This window comes from Pseudomonas sp. S34 (genome assembly GCF_009866745.1).
In the GTDB taxonomy this organism is placed as follows: Bacteria; Pseudomonadota; Gammaproteobacteria; order Pseudomonadales; family Pseudomonadaceae; genus Aquipseudomonas; species Aquipseudomonas jessenii.
Window position 1 is genome coordinate 4,053,795 of the sequence record NZ_CP019398.1, and the last position, 15,299, is coordinate 4,069,093.

General features: G+C 60.3%; 12 protein-coding genes. All 12 read left to right on the forward strand.

The window, feature by feature from the left end:
- Positions 1 to 22: 22 nt before the first annotated feature.
- The gene (gene purB, locus PspS34_RS18120; protein WP_007972090.1) at positions 23 to 1,393 is read left to right on the forward strand and encodes an adenylosuccinate lyase; all 1,371 of its coding nucleotides are present in this window, start codon (positions 23 to 25) and stop codon (positions 1,391 to 1,393) included.
- Between the two features lie 87 nt (positions 1,394 to 1,480).
- Positions 1,481 to 2,650, forward strand: a complete 1,170-nt coding sequence (locus tag PspS34_RS18125; RefSeq protein ID WP_008053451.1) for a cupin domain-containing protein — start codon at positions 1,481 to 1,483, stop codon at positions 2,648 to 2,650.
- Positions 2,643 to 3,068, forward strand: a complete 426-nt coding sequence (locus tag PspS34_RS18130) for a GNAT family N-acetyltransferase (protein WP_150812619.1) — start codon at positions 2,643 to 2,645, stop codon at positions 3,066 to 3,068. The genes PspS34_RS18125 and PspS34_RS18130 overlap by 8 nt, the downstream gene beginning before the upstream one ends.
- A 362-nt stretch (positions 3,069 to 3,430) precedes the next feature.
- Positions 3,431 to 4,192, forward strand: a complete 762-nt coding sequence (locus tag PspS34_RS18135) for a secretin N-terminal domain-containing protein (RefSeq protein ID WP_150812618.1) — start codon at positions 3,431 to 3,433, stop codon at positions 4,190 to 4,192.
- Positions 4,193 to 4,665: 473 nt separating this feature from the next.
- Positions 4,666 to 5,991, forward strand: coding sequence for an isocitrate lyase (gene aceA / locus PspS34_RS18140; protein ID WP_034146910.1), 1,326 nt, complete (start codon positions 4,666 to 4,668; stop codon positions 5,989 to 5,991).
- 646 nt (positions 5,992 to 6,637) lie between these two features.
- On the forward strand, positions 6,638 to 7,051 hold the full coding sequence (locus tag PspS34_RS18145; protein ID WP_003223812.1) for an NADH-quinone oxidoreductase subunit A: 414 nt from the start codon (positions 6,638 to 6,640) through the stop codon (positions 7,049 to 7,051).
- A 10-nt stretch (positions 7,052 to 7,061) separates the two neighbouring features.
- A complete protein-coding gene (locus tag PspS34_RS18150) occupies positions 7,062 to 7,736 on the forward strand; it encodes an NADH-quinone oxidoreductase subunit B (protein WP_046037844.1) in 675 nt (224 codons plus the stop codon).
- A gap of 72 nt (positions 7,737 to 7,808) precedes the next feature.
- Entirely contained in the window at positions 7,809 to 9,593 is a 1,785-nt protein-coding gene (gene nuoC, locus PspS34_RS18155) for an NADH-quinone oxidoreductase subunit C/D (protein ID WP_057714159.1), read from the forward strand.
- 2 nt (positions 9,594 to 9,595) lie between these two features.
- Positions 9,596 to 10,093 carry an NADH-quinone oxidoreductase subunit NuoE gene (nuoE, locus tag PspS34_RS18160; RefSeq protein WP_008020715.1) on the forward strand — a complete coding sequence of 166 codons (498 nt, stop codon included), beginning with the start codon at positions 9,596 to 9,598 and terminating at the stop codon, positions 10,091 to 10,093.
- Positions 10,090 to 11,445, forward strand: coding sequence for an NADH-quinone oxidoreductase subunit NuoF (gene nuoF / locus PspS34_RS18165; protein WP_057714158.1), 1,356 nt, complete (start codon positions 10,090 to 10,092; stop codon positions 11,443 to 11,445). Before nuoE ends, nuoF begins: the two co-directional genes overlap by 4 nt.
- Positions 11,446 to 11,580: 135 nt before the next feature.
- Entirely contained in the window at positions 11,581 to 14,295 is a 2,715-nt protein-coding gene (gene nuoG, locus PspS34_RS18170) for an NADH-quinone oxidoreductase subunit NuoG (RefSeq protein WP_159390263.1), read from the forward strand.
- Positions 14,292 to 15,299, forward strand: a complete 1,008-nt coding sequence (nuoH, locus tag PspS34_RS18175; protein WP_090456620.1) for an NADH-quinone oxidoreductase subunit NuoH — start codon at positions 14,292 to 14,294, stop codon at positions 15,297 to 15,299. The genes nuoG and nuoH overlap by 4 nt, the downstream gene beginning before the upstream one ends.

The following is a 15,299-nucleotide window of genomic DNA, read 5'->3' on the forward strand; positions in this document are numbered from 1 at the left end:
CCCGACTGTCCGAGAACACCCCATGCAGCTTTCTTCGCTCACTGCGGTTTCCCCTGTTGACGGCCGCTACGCCGGCAAAACCCAGGCCCTGCGCCCAATTTTCAGCGAGTACGGCCTGATCCGTGCCCGCGTTCTGGTTGAAGTGCGCTGGCTCCAGCGCCTGGCCGCTCACCCTGCCATCAGTGAAGTGCCGGCGTTCTCCGCCGAAGCCAACGCTGTGCTCAACACCCTGGCGGAAAACTTCTCTCTGGAGCACGCCGAGCGCGTCAAAGAGATCGAGCGCACCACCAACCACGACGTCAAGGCCATCGAGTACCTGCTCAAAGAGCAAGCGGCCAAGTTGCCGGAGCTGGCCAAGGTCAGTGAATTCATCCACTTTGCCTGCACCAGCGAGGACATCAACAACCTGTCCCACGCCCTGATGCTGCGCGAAGGCCGTGATGACGTGATGCTGCCGCTGATGCGCCAGACTGCCAACGCCATCCGCGAACTGGCCATCCGTTTCGCCGACGTGCCGATGCTGTCGCGCACCCACGGTCAGCCGGCCTCGCCGACCACCCTGGGCAAAGAGCTGGCGAACGTGGTTTACCGCCTGGAGCGCCAGATCGCTCAAGTCGCTGCCGTTCCGCTGCTGGGCAAGATCAACGGCGCTGTCGGCAACTACAACGCCCACCTGTCGGCCTACCCTGAGATCGACTGGGAAGCCAACGCCCGCGCCTTCATCGAAGACGAGCTGGGCCTGGGCTTCAACCCGTACACCACGCAGATCGAACCGCACGACTACATTGCCGAGCTGTTCGACGCGATCGCCCGCTTCAACACCATCCTGATCGACTTCGACCGCGACATCTGGGGCTACATCTCCCTGGGTTATTTCAAACAGCGCACCATCGCTGGCGAAATCGGTTCGTCGACCATGCCGCACAAGGTCAACCCGATCGACTTCGAAAACTCCGAAGGCAACCTGGGTATCGCCAACGCACTGTTCCAGCACCTGGCGAGCAAACTGCCGATCTCCCGCTGGCAGCGCGACCTGACCGACTCCACCGTACTGCGCAACCTCGGTGTCGGCTTCGCCCACAGCGTGATCGCTTACGAAGCCAGCCTCAAGGGCATCAGCAAGCTTGAGCTCAACGAGCAGAAGATTGCCGCCGACCTGGACGCCTGCTGGGAAGTACTGGCCGAGCCGATCCAGACCGTGATGCGTCGCTACAACATCGAAAACCCGTACGAAAAGCTGAAAGAACTGACCCGCGGCAAGGGCATCAGCCCAGAAGCGCTGCAGACTTTCATCGACGGCCTGGACATGCCAGCCGCCGCCAAGGCCGAGCTGAAATTGCTCACCCCGGCGAACTACATCGGCAACGCTGTAGAACAAGCCAAACGCATCTGATCGACCGCTAGACCCTTTATAAGACGCCCGGCCGCGCCGGGCGTTTTTATTCCCGTCTGAAAAGTGCATTTTTTCAATAGGTTACACATGAATCCTGATATTCCTCTTCAACTTCTGGGCGGCATCACGGCACGGGAATTCCTGCGCGACTACTGGCAGAAAAAGCCGCTGCTGATCCGTCAGGCCATTCCTGATTTCGAAAGCCCGATCGACGCCGACGAACTGGCCGGCCTGGCGCTGGAAGAAGAAGTCGAATCGCGACTGATCATCGAGAATGGCGAGCGCCCATGGGAACTGCGTCGCGGCCCGTTCGCCGAAGATGAATTCAGCAAGCTGCCTGAAACTGACTGGACCCTGCTGGTTCAAGCCGTGGATCAGTTCGTCCCGGAAGTCAGCGAACTGCTGGAAAATTTCCGCTTTCTGCCGAGCTGGCGCATCGACGACGTGATGATCAGCTACGCCGCACCGGGTGGCAGCGTTGGTCCGCACTTCGACAACTACGACGTGTTCCTGCTGCAAGGCCACGGCAAGCGCAACTGGAAGATCGGCCAGATGTGCAACACCGAGAGCCCGATGCTGGCCCACGCCGACCTGCGCATCCTCTCCGAATTCGAAGCCACCGATGAATGGGTGCTGGAACCGGGCGACATGCTCTACCTGCCACCGCGCCTGGCCCATTGCGGCGTTGCCGTTGATGAATGCATGACCTACTCGGTCGGCTTCCGTGCACCGAGCGCCGCTGAAGTGCTGACCCACTTCACCGACTTCCTCAGCCAGTTCCTGTCGGACGAAGAACGCTACACCGACGCCGACGCCTTGCCGACCGCCGATCCTCACCAGATCCAGCGCGACGCACTCGACCGCCTCAAAGGCCTGCTGGCCGAGCACATGAGCGACGAGCGCCTGCTGCTGACCTGGTTCGGCCAGTTCATGACCGAGCCACGCTACCCGGAACTGGTGGTGGGCCCGGAAGACGTCGAAGAAGAGGACTTCATGTCCGCCCTGGAACAAGGCGCGATCCTGATTCGCAACCCGAGCGCACGCCTGGCGTGGTCTGAAGTCGATGACGACCTGCTGCTGTTCGCCAGCGGCCAGAGCCGTTACCTGCCGGGCAAACTGCGCGAATTGTTGAAGATGATCTGCGCCGCCGACGCGCTGCACGCCGACAACCTTGGCGACTGGCTGAGCGACGAAGACGGTCGCGGGCTGCTGTGTGAACTGGTCAAGCAAGGAAGCCTGGGGTTTGCCGATGAATAAGATTCACGTACGTGTCGCAGACTGGCAGAAGGACAACGCCGAGATCCGGCGCATTCGTGAGACGGTGTTCGTCGCCGAGCAATCCGTTCCGCCCGAGCTGGAATGGGATGCCGATGATGTAACGGCCGTGCATTTCCTCGCCCTCGAAGGCGACTTTCCGATTGGCACCGCCCGCCTGCTGCCTGACGGTCACGTCGGCCGGGTATCGGTACTCAAGGACTGGCGCGGCCTGAAAGTCGGCGATGCGCTGATGCAAGCAGTGATTGGTGAAGCCGAAGAGCGCGGGCTGAAGCAGCAGATGCTCAGCGCCCAGGTACAAGCCACGGCGTTCTATGAACGGCTGGGCTTTCACATGGTCAGTGAGGAGTTCCTGGAAGCCGGGATTCCGCACGTGGACATGGTTCGCCATTCGGCATAAGGCCCAGGTGCCGCCATCGCGAGCAAGCTCGCTCCCACATTGGATTTGTGAGTTGCTGAAGATTTCAGCAACACCATCGATCCCTGTGGGAGCGAGCTTGCTCGCGATGGCGGCCTGAAGAACACCACAAAACGCCCCGCTATCTTCGGATACCGGGGCGTTTTGCTGTCTACGATTCAACTTACCCCACCCCGGGCCGACAAACTGTAGGAGCGAGCCTGCTCGCGATGGTCTTGAGAACACCGCGGGGGTGTCAGACTTCCAGCATTATCGTTCACGCCCATCGCGAGCAAGCTCGCTCCTACAAACCCCGGGCCGACAAAGTGGCAATATCAAGCCTTTAGAACGCGGAGATAACGGACATGTCCCTACGCACCCTGCTCACCACCCTACTGCTCGGCTGCAGTTTTTCGGTGCTGGCTGCCACAGAAATCATCCCCCTCAAATACCACACCAGTGCCGACCTGCTGCCGGTGGCGCAGGATTTCGTCGGCAAGGACGGACAGGTCAGCGCCTATGGCAATCAATTGATCGTCAACGCCGATCAACGCAAGATCGACGAACTTAAAGCCCTTCTTTCCCAACTCGACACCGCACCCAAGCGCTTGCTGATCACCGTCGACACCAGCGACAACAACTTCCAGGGTGACCAGGGTTATTCGGTGAACGGCGCCAAGCCAAGCCAGACCCGCATCATCAACTACACCACCGACAGTCGTGACGGCGGCATTCAGCAGGTGCAGGCCAGCGAAGGCACACCGGCGCTGATCCAGGTCGGCCAGAGCGTGCCGCTGACCAGCTCGCAGACCGATTCCTACGGCGACCTGCGCAGCCAGACCGAATACCGCAACGTCACCCAGGGCTTCTACGTCACCGCAAACGTCACCGGCGACATCGTCCACCTGTCGATCAGTACCAACCGTGACCGCATGAGCCAGGAACGTCCCGATGTAGTGAACGTACAAAGCACCGACACAACCGTCACCGGCCACCTCGGCGAGTGGATCCTGCTGGCCGGGGTCAACGGCCAGACCCAGGCCGACAAACAGGGCCTGACCCGCAGCTACTCGACCCAGAGCCGCAACGACATGACTTTGCGGGTGAAAGTCGACACCTTGGACTAAAGCACCAAAAACTGACTGACTAGTCGTATTAGACCAAAGATGTAGTGCCTTAAAAAAAGCACTACAAAACGTTTGACGAGCCAAAAAAGCGAAGGCATGATGGCCTCGCTCCCGCTAATCAGAGGCCCTGGCAAGGGCCTTCGAGGCGATGTTCGCACCTACCCCGCGAACCGCTTCGTGTCTGTACCGCCCACAAGGTGTGTTTGACGAGGTTGTCGACTGGAACGAAGTTGTCCCGAGGGACGGAAGCGTAATAGGTAACCCGGCACCACACTGATGTTCGCACCAAGGCCCACGACGCCCGAATGCGCCCGCAGTTCGCCTTTACCTGCTCACTTCCCCTCGAGCCGATCGTTCATCCCGTCGCCCTCCCCGCCGAATCCGACTTGACCGCTTAAGCTTCTGGTCAGCGAGCGCAGGAATTTTCCACCGCAGAACAACTTTTCATAAAGACGCGACGAGGTTTATCTCCCATGGCACTGACACGCGAACAGCAAATTGCAGCCCTCGAAAAAGACTGGGCTGAAAACCCGCGCTGGAAAGGCGTGACACGCACTTACTCCGCTGCTGACGTCGTCCGCCTGCGTGGCTCGGTTCAACCTGAGCACACTTTTGCAAAAATGGGCGCCGAGAAGCTGTGGAACCTGGTGACCCAGGGTGCCAAGCCAGCCTTCCGTCCTGAGAAAGATTTCGTCAACTGCATGGGCGCCCTGACCGGCGGCCAGGCTGTGCAACAAGTCAAGGCCGGCATCCAGGCGATCTACCTGTCTGGCTGGCAAGTGGCTGCGGACAACAACTCCGCCGAATCGATGTACCCGGACCAGTCGCTGTACCCGGTGGACTCGGTTCCAACCGTGGTCAAGCGCATCAACAACTCGTTCCGTCGTGCCGACCAGATCCAGTGGAAAGCCGGCAAGAACCCGGGCGACGACGGCTACATCGACTACTTCGCGCCAATCGTGGCTGACGCCGAAGCCGGTTTCGGTGGCGTACTGAACGCTTACGAGCTGATGAAGAGCATGATCGAAGCAGGCGCCGCCGGCGTTCACTTCGAAGACCAGCTGGCTTCCGTGAAGAAATGCGGCCACATGGGCGGCAAGGTACTGGTTCCTACCCAGGAAGCCGTACAGAAGCTGACCGCCGCCCGCCTGGCTGCTGACGTTGCCGGTACTCCGACCATCATCCTGGCCCGTACCGACGCTAACGCCGCTGACCTGCTGACGTCCGACTGCGACCCGTACGACCAGCCATTCGTGACTGGCGAACGTACCCAGGAAGGTTTCTACAAAGTGCGCGCCGGCCTGGATCAAGCCATCGCCCGTGGCCTGGCCTACGCTCCGTACGCCGACCTGATCTGGTGCGAAACCGCCAAGCCGGATCTGGACGAGGCTCGTCGCTTCGCTGAAGCGATCAAGAAGGAATACCCGGACCAACTGCTGTCGTACAACTGCTCGCCTTCCTTCAACTGGAAGAAAAACCTGGACGACGCGACCATCGCCAAGTTCCAGCGCGAACTGTCCGCCATGGGTTACAAGCACCAGTTCATCACCCTGGCCGGCATTCACAACATGTGGCACAGCATGTTCAACCTGGCGCACGACTACGCCCGCAACGACATGACTGCCTACGTGAAGCTGCAAGAGCAGGAATTCGCTGACGCTTCCAAGGGCTACACCTTCGTGGCGCACCAGCAGGAAGTGGGCACCGGCTACTTCGACGACATGACCACCGTGATCCAGGGTGGCTCGTCCTCGGTAACCGCACTGACCGGTTCGACTGAAGAAGAACAGTTCCACTGATCTGCTTCGCCTGAGACATCAGCCGCTGCGGGCCGAATAGAAAGCTAACCGCAGCGCTGCACCTCTGACGCCCCGACTGGTTCGGGGCGTTTTTTTGCCTGCGATTCAATGAGCGCCCCCCCCTGTAGGAGCGAGCCTGCTCGCGATGAACCTGAGGACGCCGTGGGGTGTCAGGCCCCCAGCGTCATCGTTGACCACCATCGCGAGCAGGCTCTCTCCTACAGGGGATGGTGGTGACCTGGAAAAACATTGATCCAGAGTGCTACGACCGTCAGAAAAATCCGCTAAAACGCTCTCCGCCGCTACTTGCTGTAACGCCCATATAAGACAACTTCCGGAGTATCCGAAGGATAAGCAGTTTGAAAACCAAGCCAAACAATATTGATTATCATTTAGCGCCAACTATGTTCGTTACATTCCCTACAAAACATAATTGACGAAATGCCGGCTAATGCCCAAGGCGCAAGGCCTGCGGGGCTTTTGAAGCGCGCTATGTCCTTATTCCTATAAATAATTTCGCTATAGGAATTTTACTTGCCGGGTGTTTAGCCATAAAATCAGCGGGATTGATTGCTGCGACATATCGTCACTGCTTTTGTTTCTTTTCAAGCTCAGAGACCTTTGCTCTCTGTTAAGGATTACCAGCATGCCCGAAGCGACAGGACTCATGGCCCACAACTGGGGCTTTGCCATTTTCCTTCTAGGCGTCGTCGGCCTCTGTGCCTTCATGCTGGGCGTCTCAAGCCTCCTTGGGTCAAAAGCCTGGGGCCGCAGCAAAAACGAACCGTTCGAGTCCGGCATGCTACCTACAGGTGGCGCCCGCTTGCGGCTCTCAGCCAAATTCTATCTGGTCGCGATGTTGTTCGTGATCTTCGATATCGAAGCCCTCTTTCTCTTTGCATGGTCTGTGTCCGTCCGCGAAAGCGGCTGGACCGGATTCGTCGAAGCTCTCGTTTTCATAGCAATTCTGTTGGCAGGCCTTGTCTACCTATTCCGAGTGGGCGCCCTTGACTGGGCTCCGGAAGCTCGGCGCAAGCGGCAAGCGAAGCTGAAACAATGAGGCTTTGGCAATGCAATACAATCTCACCAGGATCGACCCCGATGCTCCTAACGAGCAGTATCCGATTGGCCAGCGGGAAACCGTTTCCGATCCGTTAGAAGATCAAGTCCACAAAAACATTTTCATGGGCAAGCTCGAAGACGTGCTTAACGGCACGATCAACTGGGGGCGCAAGAACTCCCTGTGGCCGTATAACTTCGGTCTTTCGTGCTGCTACGTGGAAATGACCACCGCCTTCACGGCGCCCCACGACATCGCGCGCTTTGGCGCCGAGGTTATCCGGGCATCGCCGCGCCAGGCGGATTTCATGGTTATCGCCGGTACCTGCTTCATCAAGATGGCGCCGATCATTCAGCGTCTCTACGAGCAAATGCTCGAGCCTAAATGGGTCATCTCCATGGGTTCGTGCGCCAACTCCGGTGGCATGTACGACATCTACTCCGTCGTTCAAGGGGTGGACAAGTTCCTGCCCGTGGACGTCTACGTGCCTGGCTGCCCGCCCCGCCCTGAGGCTTTCCTGCAAGGCTTGATGCTGTTGCAGGAGTCGATTGGACAGGAGCGTCGCCCGCTTTCCTGGGTCGTTGGTGATCAAGGCGTCTATCGCGCCGAGATGCCTTCCGAGAAGGAAAAGCGCCGCGAACAGCGAATCGCAGTCACCAACCTGCGCAGCCCCGACGAAGTCTGATCCAGATCTGCTTCTTAAATAGAACGAGAACCTGGCTTCATTCTTTACGTTGACCGAAAGCGATAAATAACCATGACTACAGGCAGTGCTCTGTACATCCCGCCTTACAAGGCAGACGACCAGGATGTGGTCGTCGAACTGAACAACCGTTTTGGCCCGGAGGCGTTCACCGCCCAGCCGACCCGCACCGGCATGCCGGTGCTTTGGGTTGCCCGCGCCAAACTCGTCGAAGTCCTGACCTTCCTGCGTAACCTACCCAAGCCGTACGTCATGCTCTATGACCTGCACGGCGTGGACGAGCGTCTGCGCACCAAGCGTCAAGGGCTGCCGAACGGCGTCGACTTCTCCGTGTTCTATCACTTGATGTCGATCGAACGTAATAGTGACGTAATGATCAAGGTTGCCTTGTCCGAGGGCGACCTCAGCTTGCCGACCGTCACCAGCATCTGGCCGAACGCCAACTGGTACGAGCGTGAAGTCTGGGACATGTTCGGCATCGACTTCAAAGGTCACCCTCACCTGTCGCGCATCATGATGCCGCCGACCTGGGAAGGTCACCCGCTGCGCAAGGACTTTCCGGCCCGTGCCACCGAGTTCGACCCGTTCACCCTGAACCTGGCCAAGCAACAGCTCGAGGAAGAGTCCGCGCGCTTCAAGCCGGAAGACTGGGGCATGAAGCGTTCCGGTCCGAACGAGGACTACATGTTCCTCAACCTCGGCCCGAACCACCCGTCCGCGCACGGTGCGTTCCGCATCATCCTGCAGCTGGACGGTGAAGAGATCGTCGACTGCGTACCGGACGTCGGTTACCACCACCGTGGTGCCGAGAAGATGGCCGAGCGTCAGTCCTGGCACAGCTTCATCCCGTACACCGACCGTATCGACTACCTCGGCGGCGTGATGAACAACCTGCCGTACGTGCTTTCGGTCGAGAAGCTGGCCGGCATCAAGGTACCGGAGAAGGTCGACGTCATCCGCATCATGATGGCCGAGTTCTTCCGGATCACCAGCCACCTGCTGTTCCTGGGTACCTACATCCAGGACGTCGGCGCCATGACCCCGGTGTTCTTCACCTTCACCGACCGCCAGCGCGCGTACACGGTGATCGAAGCCATTACCGGTTTCCGCCTGCACCCGGCCTGGTACCGCATCGGTGGCGTCGCCCATGACCTGCCGCGGGGCTGGGAAAAACTGGTCAAGGACTTCGTCGAGTGGATGCCAAAGCGTCTGGACGAATACCAGAAAGCCGCCCTGGACAACAGCATCCTGCGTGGCCGCACCATCGGCGTCGCCGACTACAACACCAAAGAGGCCCTGGAATGGGGCGTCACCGGTGCCGGCCTGCGTTCGACCGGTTGCGATTTCGACTTGCGTAAAGCGCGTCCGTACTCGGGCTACGAGAACTTCGAATTCGAAGTGCCGCTGGCCGCCAACGGCGATGCCTACGACCGCTGCATCGTGCGTGTCGAGGAGATGCGCCAGAGCATCAGGATCATCGACCAGTGCCTGCGCAACATGCCGGAAGGCCCGTACAAGGCGGATCACCCGCTGACCACGCCGCCGCCGAAAGAGCGCACCCTGCAGCACATCGAAACCTTGATCACGCACTTCCTGCAGGTTTCGTGGGGCCCGGTCATGCCGGCCAACGAATCCTTCCAGATGATCGAAGCGACCAAGGGCATCAACAGTTATTACCTGACGAGCGATGGCGGCACCATGAGCTACCGCACCCGGATTCGTACCCCAAGCTTCCCGCACTTGCAGCAGATCCCTTCGGTGATCAAAGGCAGCATGGTCGCGGACTTGATTGCGTACCTGGGTAGTATCGATTTCGTTATGGCCGACGTGGACCGCTAAGCATGAACAGCACGCTTATCCAGACAGACCGTTTCACCTTGAGTGAAACCGAGCGCTCGGCCATCGAGCACGAGCTGCATCACTACGAAGACCCGCGCGCGGCGTCGATCGAAGCCCTGAAGATCGTCCAGAAGGAACGTGGCTGGGTGCCGGACGGCGCCCTGTACGCCATCGGCGAGATCCTCGGCATCCCGGCCAGCGACGTTGAAGGCGTGGCGACGTTCTACAGCCAGATCTTCCGTCAGCCAGTGGGCCGTCACATCATCCGCGTCTGCGACAGCATGGTCTGCTACATCGGCGGCCACGAGTCCGTGGTCAGCGAAATCCAGAGCAAGCTCGGCATCGGCCTGGGTCAGACCACCGCCGACGGTCGTTTCACCCTGCTGCCGGTCTGCTGCCTCGGCAACTGCGACAAGGCGCCGGCGCTGATGATCGACGACGACACTTTCGGTGATGTGCAGCCTGCAGGCGTTGCCAAATTGCTCGAGGGCTACGTATGACCCTGACTTCCTTCGGTCCGGCCAACCGCATCAAGCGTTCGGCCGAGACTCACCCGCTCACCTGGCGTCTGCGTGACGACGGCGAAGCCGTATGGCTCGACGAGTACCAGGCCAAGAACGGTTACGCCGCTGCGCGCAAGGCCTTCGCCGACATGGCCCAGGACGACATCGTCCAGACCGTGAAAGACTCCGGCCTCAAAGGCCGCGGCGGTGCAGGCTTCCCCACTGGCGTGAAGTGGGGCCTGATGCCAAAGGACGAATCCATCAACATCCGCTACCTGCTGTGCAACGCGGATGAAATGGAGCCCAACACCTGGAAAGACCGCATGCTGATGGAGCAACTGCCCCATCTGCTGATCGAAGGCATGCTGATCAGTGCCCGCGCACTGAAAACCTACCGTGGCTACATCTTCCTGCGTGGCGAATACACCACCGCCGCCAAGCACTTGAACCGTGCCGTGGAAGAAGCCAAGGCAGCCGGCCTGCTGGGCAAGAACATCCTGGGTTCGGGTTTTGATTTCGAGCTGTTCGTTCACACCGGCGCCGGGCGTTATATCTGCGGTGAAGAAACCGCACTGATCAACTCCCTCGAAGGCCGTCGCGCCAACCCGCGCTCCAAACCGCCCTTCCCTGCCGCCGTTGGCGTGTGGGGCAAGCCGACTTGCGTGAATAACGTCGAAACCCTGTGCAACGTGCCGGCGATCATTGCCGACGGCGTGGACTGGTACAAATCGTTGGCTCGCGAAGGCAGCGAAGACATGGGCACCAAGCTCATGGGCTTCTCCGGCAAGGTCAAGAACCCGGGCCTGTGGGAACTGCCGTTCGGCGTCACCGGTCGCGAGCTGTTCGAAGACTACGCCGGCGGCATGCGCGACGGTTACAAGCTCAAGGCCTGGCAGCCTGGCGGCGCCGGTACCGGTTTCCTGTTGCCGGAACACCTGGACGCACAAATGTACGCCGGCGGCATCGCCAAAGTGGGCACCCGCATGGGTACCGGCCTGGCCATGGCGGTGGACGACAGCGTCAACATGGTGTCCCTGCTGCGCAACATGGAGCAGTTCTTCGCCCGCGAATCCTGCGGTTTCTGCACCCCTTGCCGCGATGGCTTGCCATGGAGCGTCAAGCTCCTGATGGCCATCGAGAACGGTGAAGGCCAGCCAGGCGACATCGAGACCCTGCTGGGTCTGGTCGGTTTCCTCGGCCCAGGCAAGACCTTCTGTGCTCACGCACCGGGCGCCGTGGAGCCGTTGGGCAGCGCAATCAAATACTTCCGCCATGAGTTCGAAGCCGGTATCGCGCCTGTCAGCGCCGCCGTCCCGCCTCTGGCAAGGCCGATCGTAGTCGGCGCGTAAACGCTTAAAAAGCGAAGGGTCCGCGCCCTTCGCTTTTCGTGTGATGACGCCTTTAACGGCTGTGTTGATTCACGCGGATAACAAGATTCCATTAGCCACGCCCGCTGACACCGGGCCAACGAAGAACTTTGAACCATGGCCACTATCCACGTAGACGGCAAAGCGCTCGAAGTCGATGGGGCAGACAACCTGTTACAGGCATGTCTGTCTCTGGGCCTCGATATTCCGTATTTCTGCTGGCACCCTGCCCTCGGCAGCGTTGGCGCTTGCCGCCAGTGCGCGGTCAAGCAGTACACCGACGAGAACGACACCCGTGGTCGTATCGTGATGTCCTGCATGACCCCTGCCACCGACAACACCTGGATCTCCATCGAAGATGAAGAATCCAAGGCCTTCCGCGCCAGTGTTGTCGAATGGCTGATGACCAACCACCCTCACGACTGCCCGGTCTGTGAAGAAGGCGGTCACTGCCACCTGCAAGACATGACGGTAATGACCGGCCACAACGAGCGCCGTTACCGCTTCACCAAGCGTACCCACCAGAACCAGCAACTGGGCCCGTTCATTTCCCACGAAATGAACCGCTGCATCGCTTGCTACCGCTGCGTGCGCTTCTATAAGGACTACGCCGGCGGCACCGATCTTGGTGTGTTTGGCGCCCACGACAACGTGTACTTCGGTCGCGTTGAAGACGGCACCCTGGAAAGCGAGTTCTCCGGCAACCTCACCGAGGTCTGCCCGACCGGTGTGTTCACCGACAAGACTCACTCCGAGCGCTACAACCGTAAATGGGACATGCAGTTCTCGCCGAGCATCTGCCATGGCTGCTCCAGCGGTTGCAACATCTCCCCGGGCGAGCGTTACGGCGAACTGCGTCGTATCGAAAACCGTTTCAACGGTTCGGTAAACCAGTACTTCCTGTGCGACCGTGGCCGTTTCGGCTATGGCTACGTCAACCGCGAAGACCGCCCACGCCAACCGCAGCTGGCGGGCGGCACCAAGCTGAGCCTCGACGAAGCGCTGGATAAAGCCGCGGACCTGCTGCGCGGTCGCAACATCGTCGGTATCGGTTCGCCCCGCGCCAGCCTCGAAAGCAACTACGCGTTGCGTGAACTGGTCGGTGCCGAGCACTTCTACTCCGGTATCGAAGCTGCCGAGCTGGAGCGCATCCGCCTGGTCCTGCAAGTGCTCAAAGACAGCCCGCTGCCAGTACCGAACATGCGCGACATCGAAGACCACGACGCCGTGTTCGTCCTCGGTGAAGACCTGACCCAGACTGCTGCGCGCATGGCGCTGTCCCTGCGTCAATCGGTCAAGGGCAAGGCCGAAGACATGGCCGACGCCATGCGCGTCCAGCCTTGGCTCGACGCCGCGGTGAAAAACATCGGCCAGCACGCGCTGAACCCGCTGTTCATCGCCAGCCTGGCTGGAACCAAGCTCGACGACATCGCTGAAGAATGCGTTCACGCCGCTCCAGACGACCTGGCCCGCATCGGTTTCGCCGTGGCTCACGCCCTCGACGCCAGCGCTCCAGCCGTTGAAGGCCTGGATGCTGAAGCACTCGAACTGGCCAAGCGCATTGCCGACGCCCTGCTCGCCGCCAAGCGTCCATTGATCATTGCCGGTACCTCGTTGGGTTCCAAGGCGTTGATCGAAGCTGCTGCGAACATCGCCAAAGCGTTGAAGCTGCGCGAGAAGAACGGTTCCATCAGCCTGATCGTGCCAGAGGCCAACAGCCTCGGCCTGGCCATGCTCGGTGGCGAATCGGTCGACGCCGCGCTGCAAGCCGTGATCGATGGCAAAGCCGACGCCATCGTCGTACTGGAAAACGATCTGTATACCCGTACCGACAAGGCCAAGGTCGATGCCGCCCTGACCGCCGCCAAAGTGCTGATCGTCGCCGACCATCAGAAGACTGCCACCAGCGATCGCGCGCACCTGGTTCTGCCAGCCGCCAGCTTCGCTGAAGGCGACGGCACCCTGGTCAGCCAGGAAGGCCGCGCCCAGCGCTTCTTCCAGGTTTTCGATCCGAAGTACATGGACGCGAGCATCCTGGTTCACGAAGGCTGGCGCTGGCTGCATGCCCTGCGCGCGACCCTGCTGAACCAGCCGATCGACTGGACCCAACTGGACCACGCCACCGCCGCCGTCGCTTCCAGCACTTCGATCCTGAATCGCATCGTCGATGCCGCACCGTCCGCCGCGTTCCGCATCAAGGGCATGAAACTGGCCCGCGAACCGCTGCGTTACTCCGGTCGTACCGCCATGCGCGCCGACATCAACGTGCACGAACCGCGTGCCCCGCAAGACAACGACACCGCGTTCAACTTCTCGATGGAAGGTTACTCGGGCTCGGTCGAACCGCGTCAGCAAGTGCCATTCGCCTGGTCTCCGGGCTGGAACTCGCCGCAGGCCTGGAACAAGTTCCAGGACGAAGTCGGTGGTCACATCCGCGCTGGCGACCCGGGCACCCGCCTGATCGAAAGCAGCGGTGACTCGCTGAACTGGTTCGCCAGTGTTCCGCGCGCGTTCAACCCGGCCCAGGGCACCTGGCAAGTCGTGCCGTTCTTCCACCTGTTCGGCAGTGAAGAGAACTCTTCGAAAGCCGCTCCGGTTCAGGAACGCATCCCGGCCGCCTACGTGTCACTGGCCAAGTCCGAAGCCGACCGCCTGGGTGTCAATGACGGCGCGATGCTGAGCTTGAATGTCGCTGGCCAGACCCTGCGTCTGCCGCTGCGCATCAACGAAGAGCTCGGCGCCGGTCTGGTGGCATTGCCTGCGGGCATCGCCGGCATTCCGCCAGCGATCTTTGGCAAATCCGTTGATGGTCTGCAGGAGGCAGCTCAATGACCTGGTTCACTCCTGAAGTGATCGACATCATCATCACGGTCCTCAAGGCCGTGGTGATTCTGCTCGCCGTGGTGGTTTGCGGTGCCCTGCTGAGCTGGGTCGAGCGTCGTCTGCTCGCCCTCTGGCAGGACCGTTACGGTCCGAACCGCGTCGGTCCGTTCGGCGCGTTCCAGATCGCCGCCGACATGATCAAGATGTTCTTCAAGGAAGACTGGACGCCTCCATTCGCCGACAAGATGATCTTCACCCTGGCACCGGTAGTCGCCATGAGCGCCCTGCTGATTGCCTTCGCGATCATCCCGATCACCCCGACCTGGGGCGTGGCGGACATCAACATCGGTATCCTGTTCTTCTTCGCCATGGCTGGCCTGTCGGTCTACGCGGTGCTGTTCGCCGGCTGGTCGAGCAACAACAAGTTCGCCCTGCTGGGCAGCTTGCGCGCCTCGGCGCAGACCGTGTCGTACGAAGTGTTCATGGGCCTGTCGCTGATGGGCATCGTGATCCAGGTCGGCTCGTTCAACATGCGCGATATCGTTGAATATCAAGCGCAGAACCTGTGGTTCATCATTCCGCAGATCTTCGGCTTCCTGACCTTCTTCATCGCTGGCGTGGCCGTGACTCACCGTCACCCGTTCGACCAGCCGGAAGCGGAACAGGAACTGGCAGACGGTTACCACATTGAATACGCCGGCATGAAATGGGGCATGTTCTTCGTCGGCGAGTACATCGGCATCGTGCTGATCTCGGCGCTGCTGGTGACCTTGTTCTTCGGTGGCTGGCACGGTCCGTTCGGCATCCTGCCGCAGATCCCGTTCATCTGGTTCGCACTGAAAACCGCGTTCTTCATCATGATGTTCATCCTGTTGCGCGCTTCGATTCCGCGCCCACGGTATGACCAGGTGATGGATTTCAGCTGGAAGTTCTGCCTGCCGCTGACCCTCGTCAACATGCTGGTGACCGCTGCGATCGTGTTGCTCAACACGCCCGCCGTCGCGGCTCAGTGA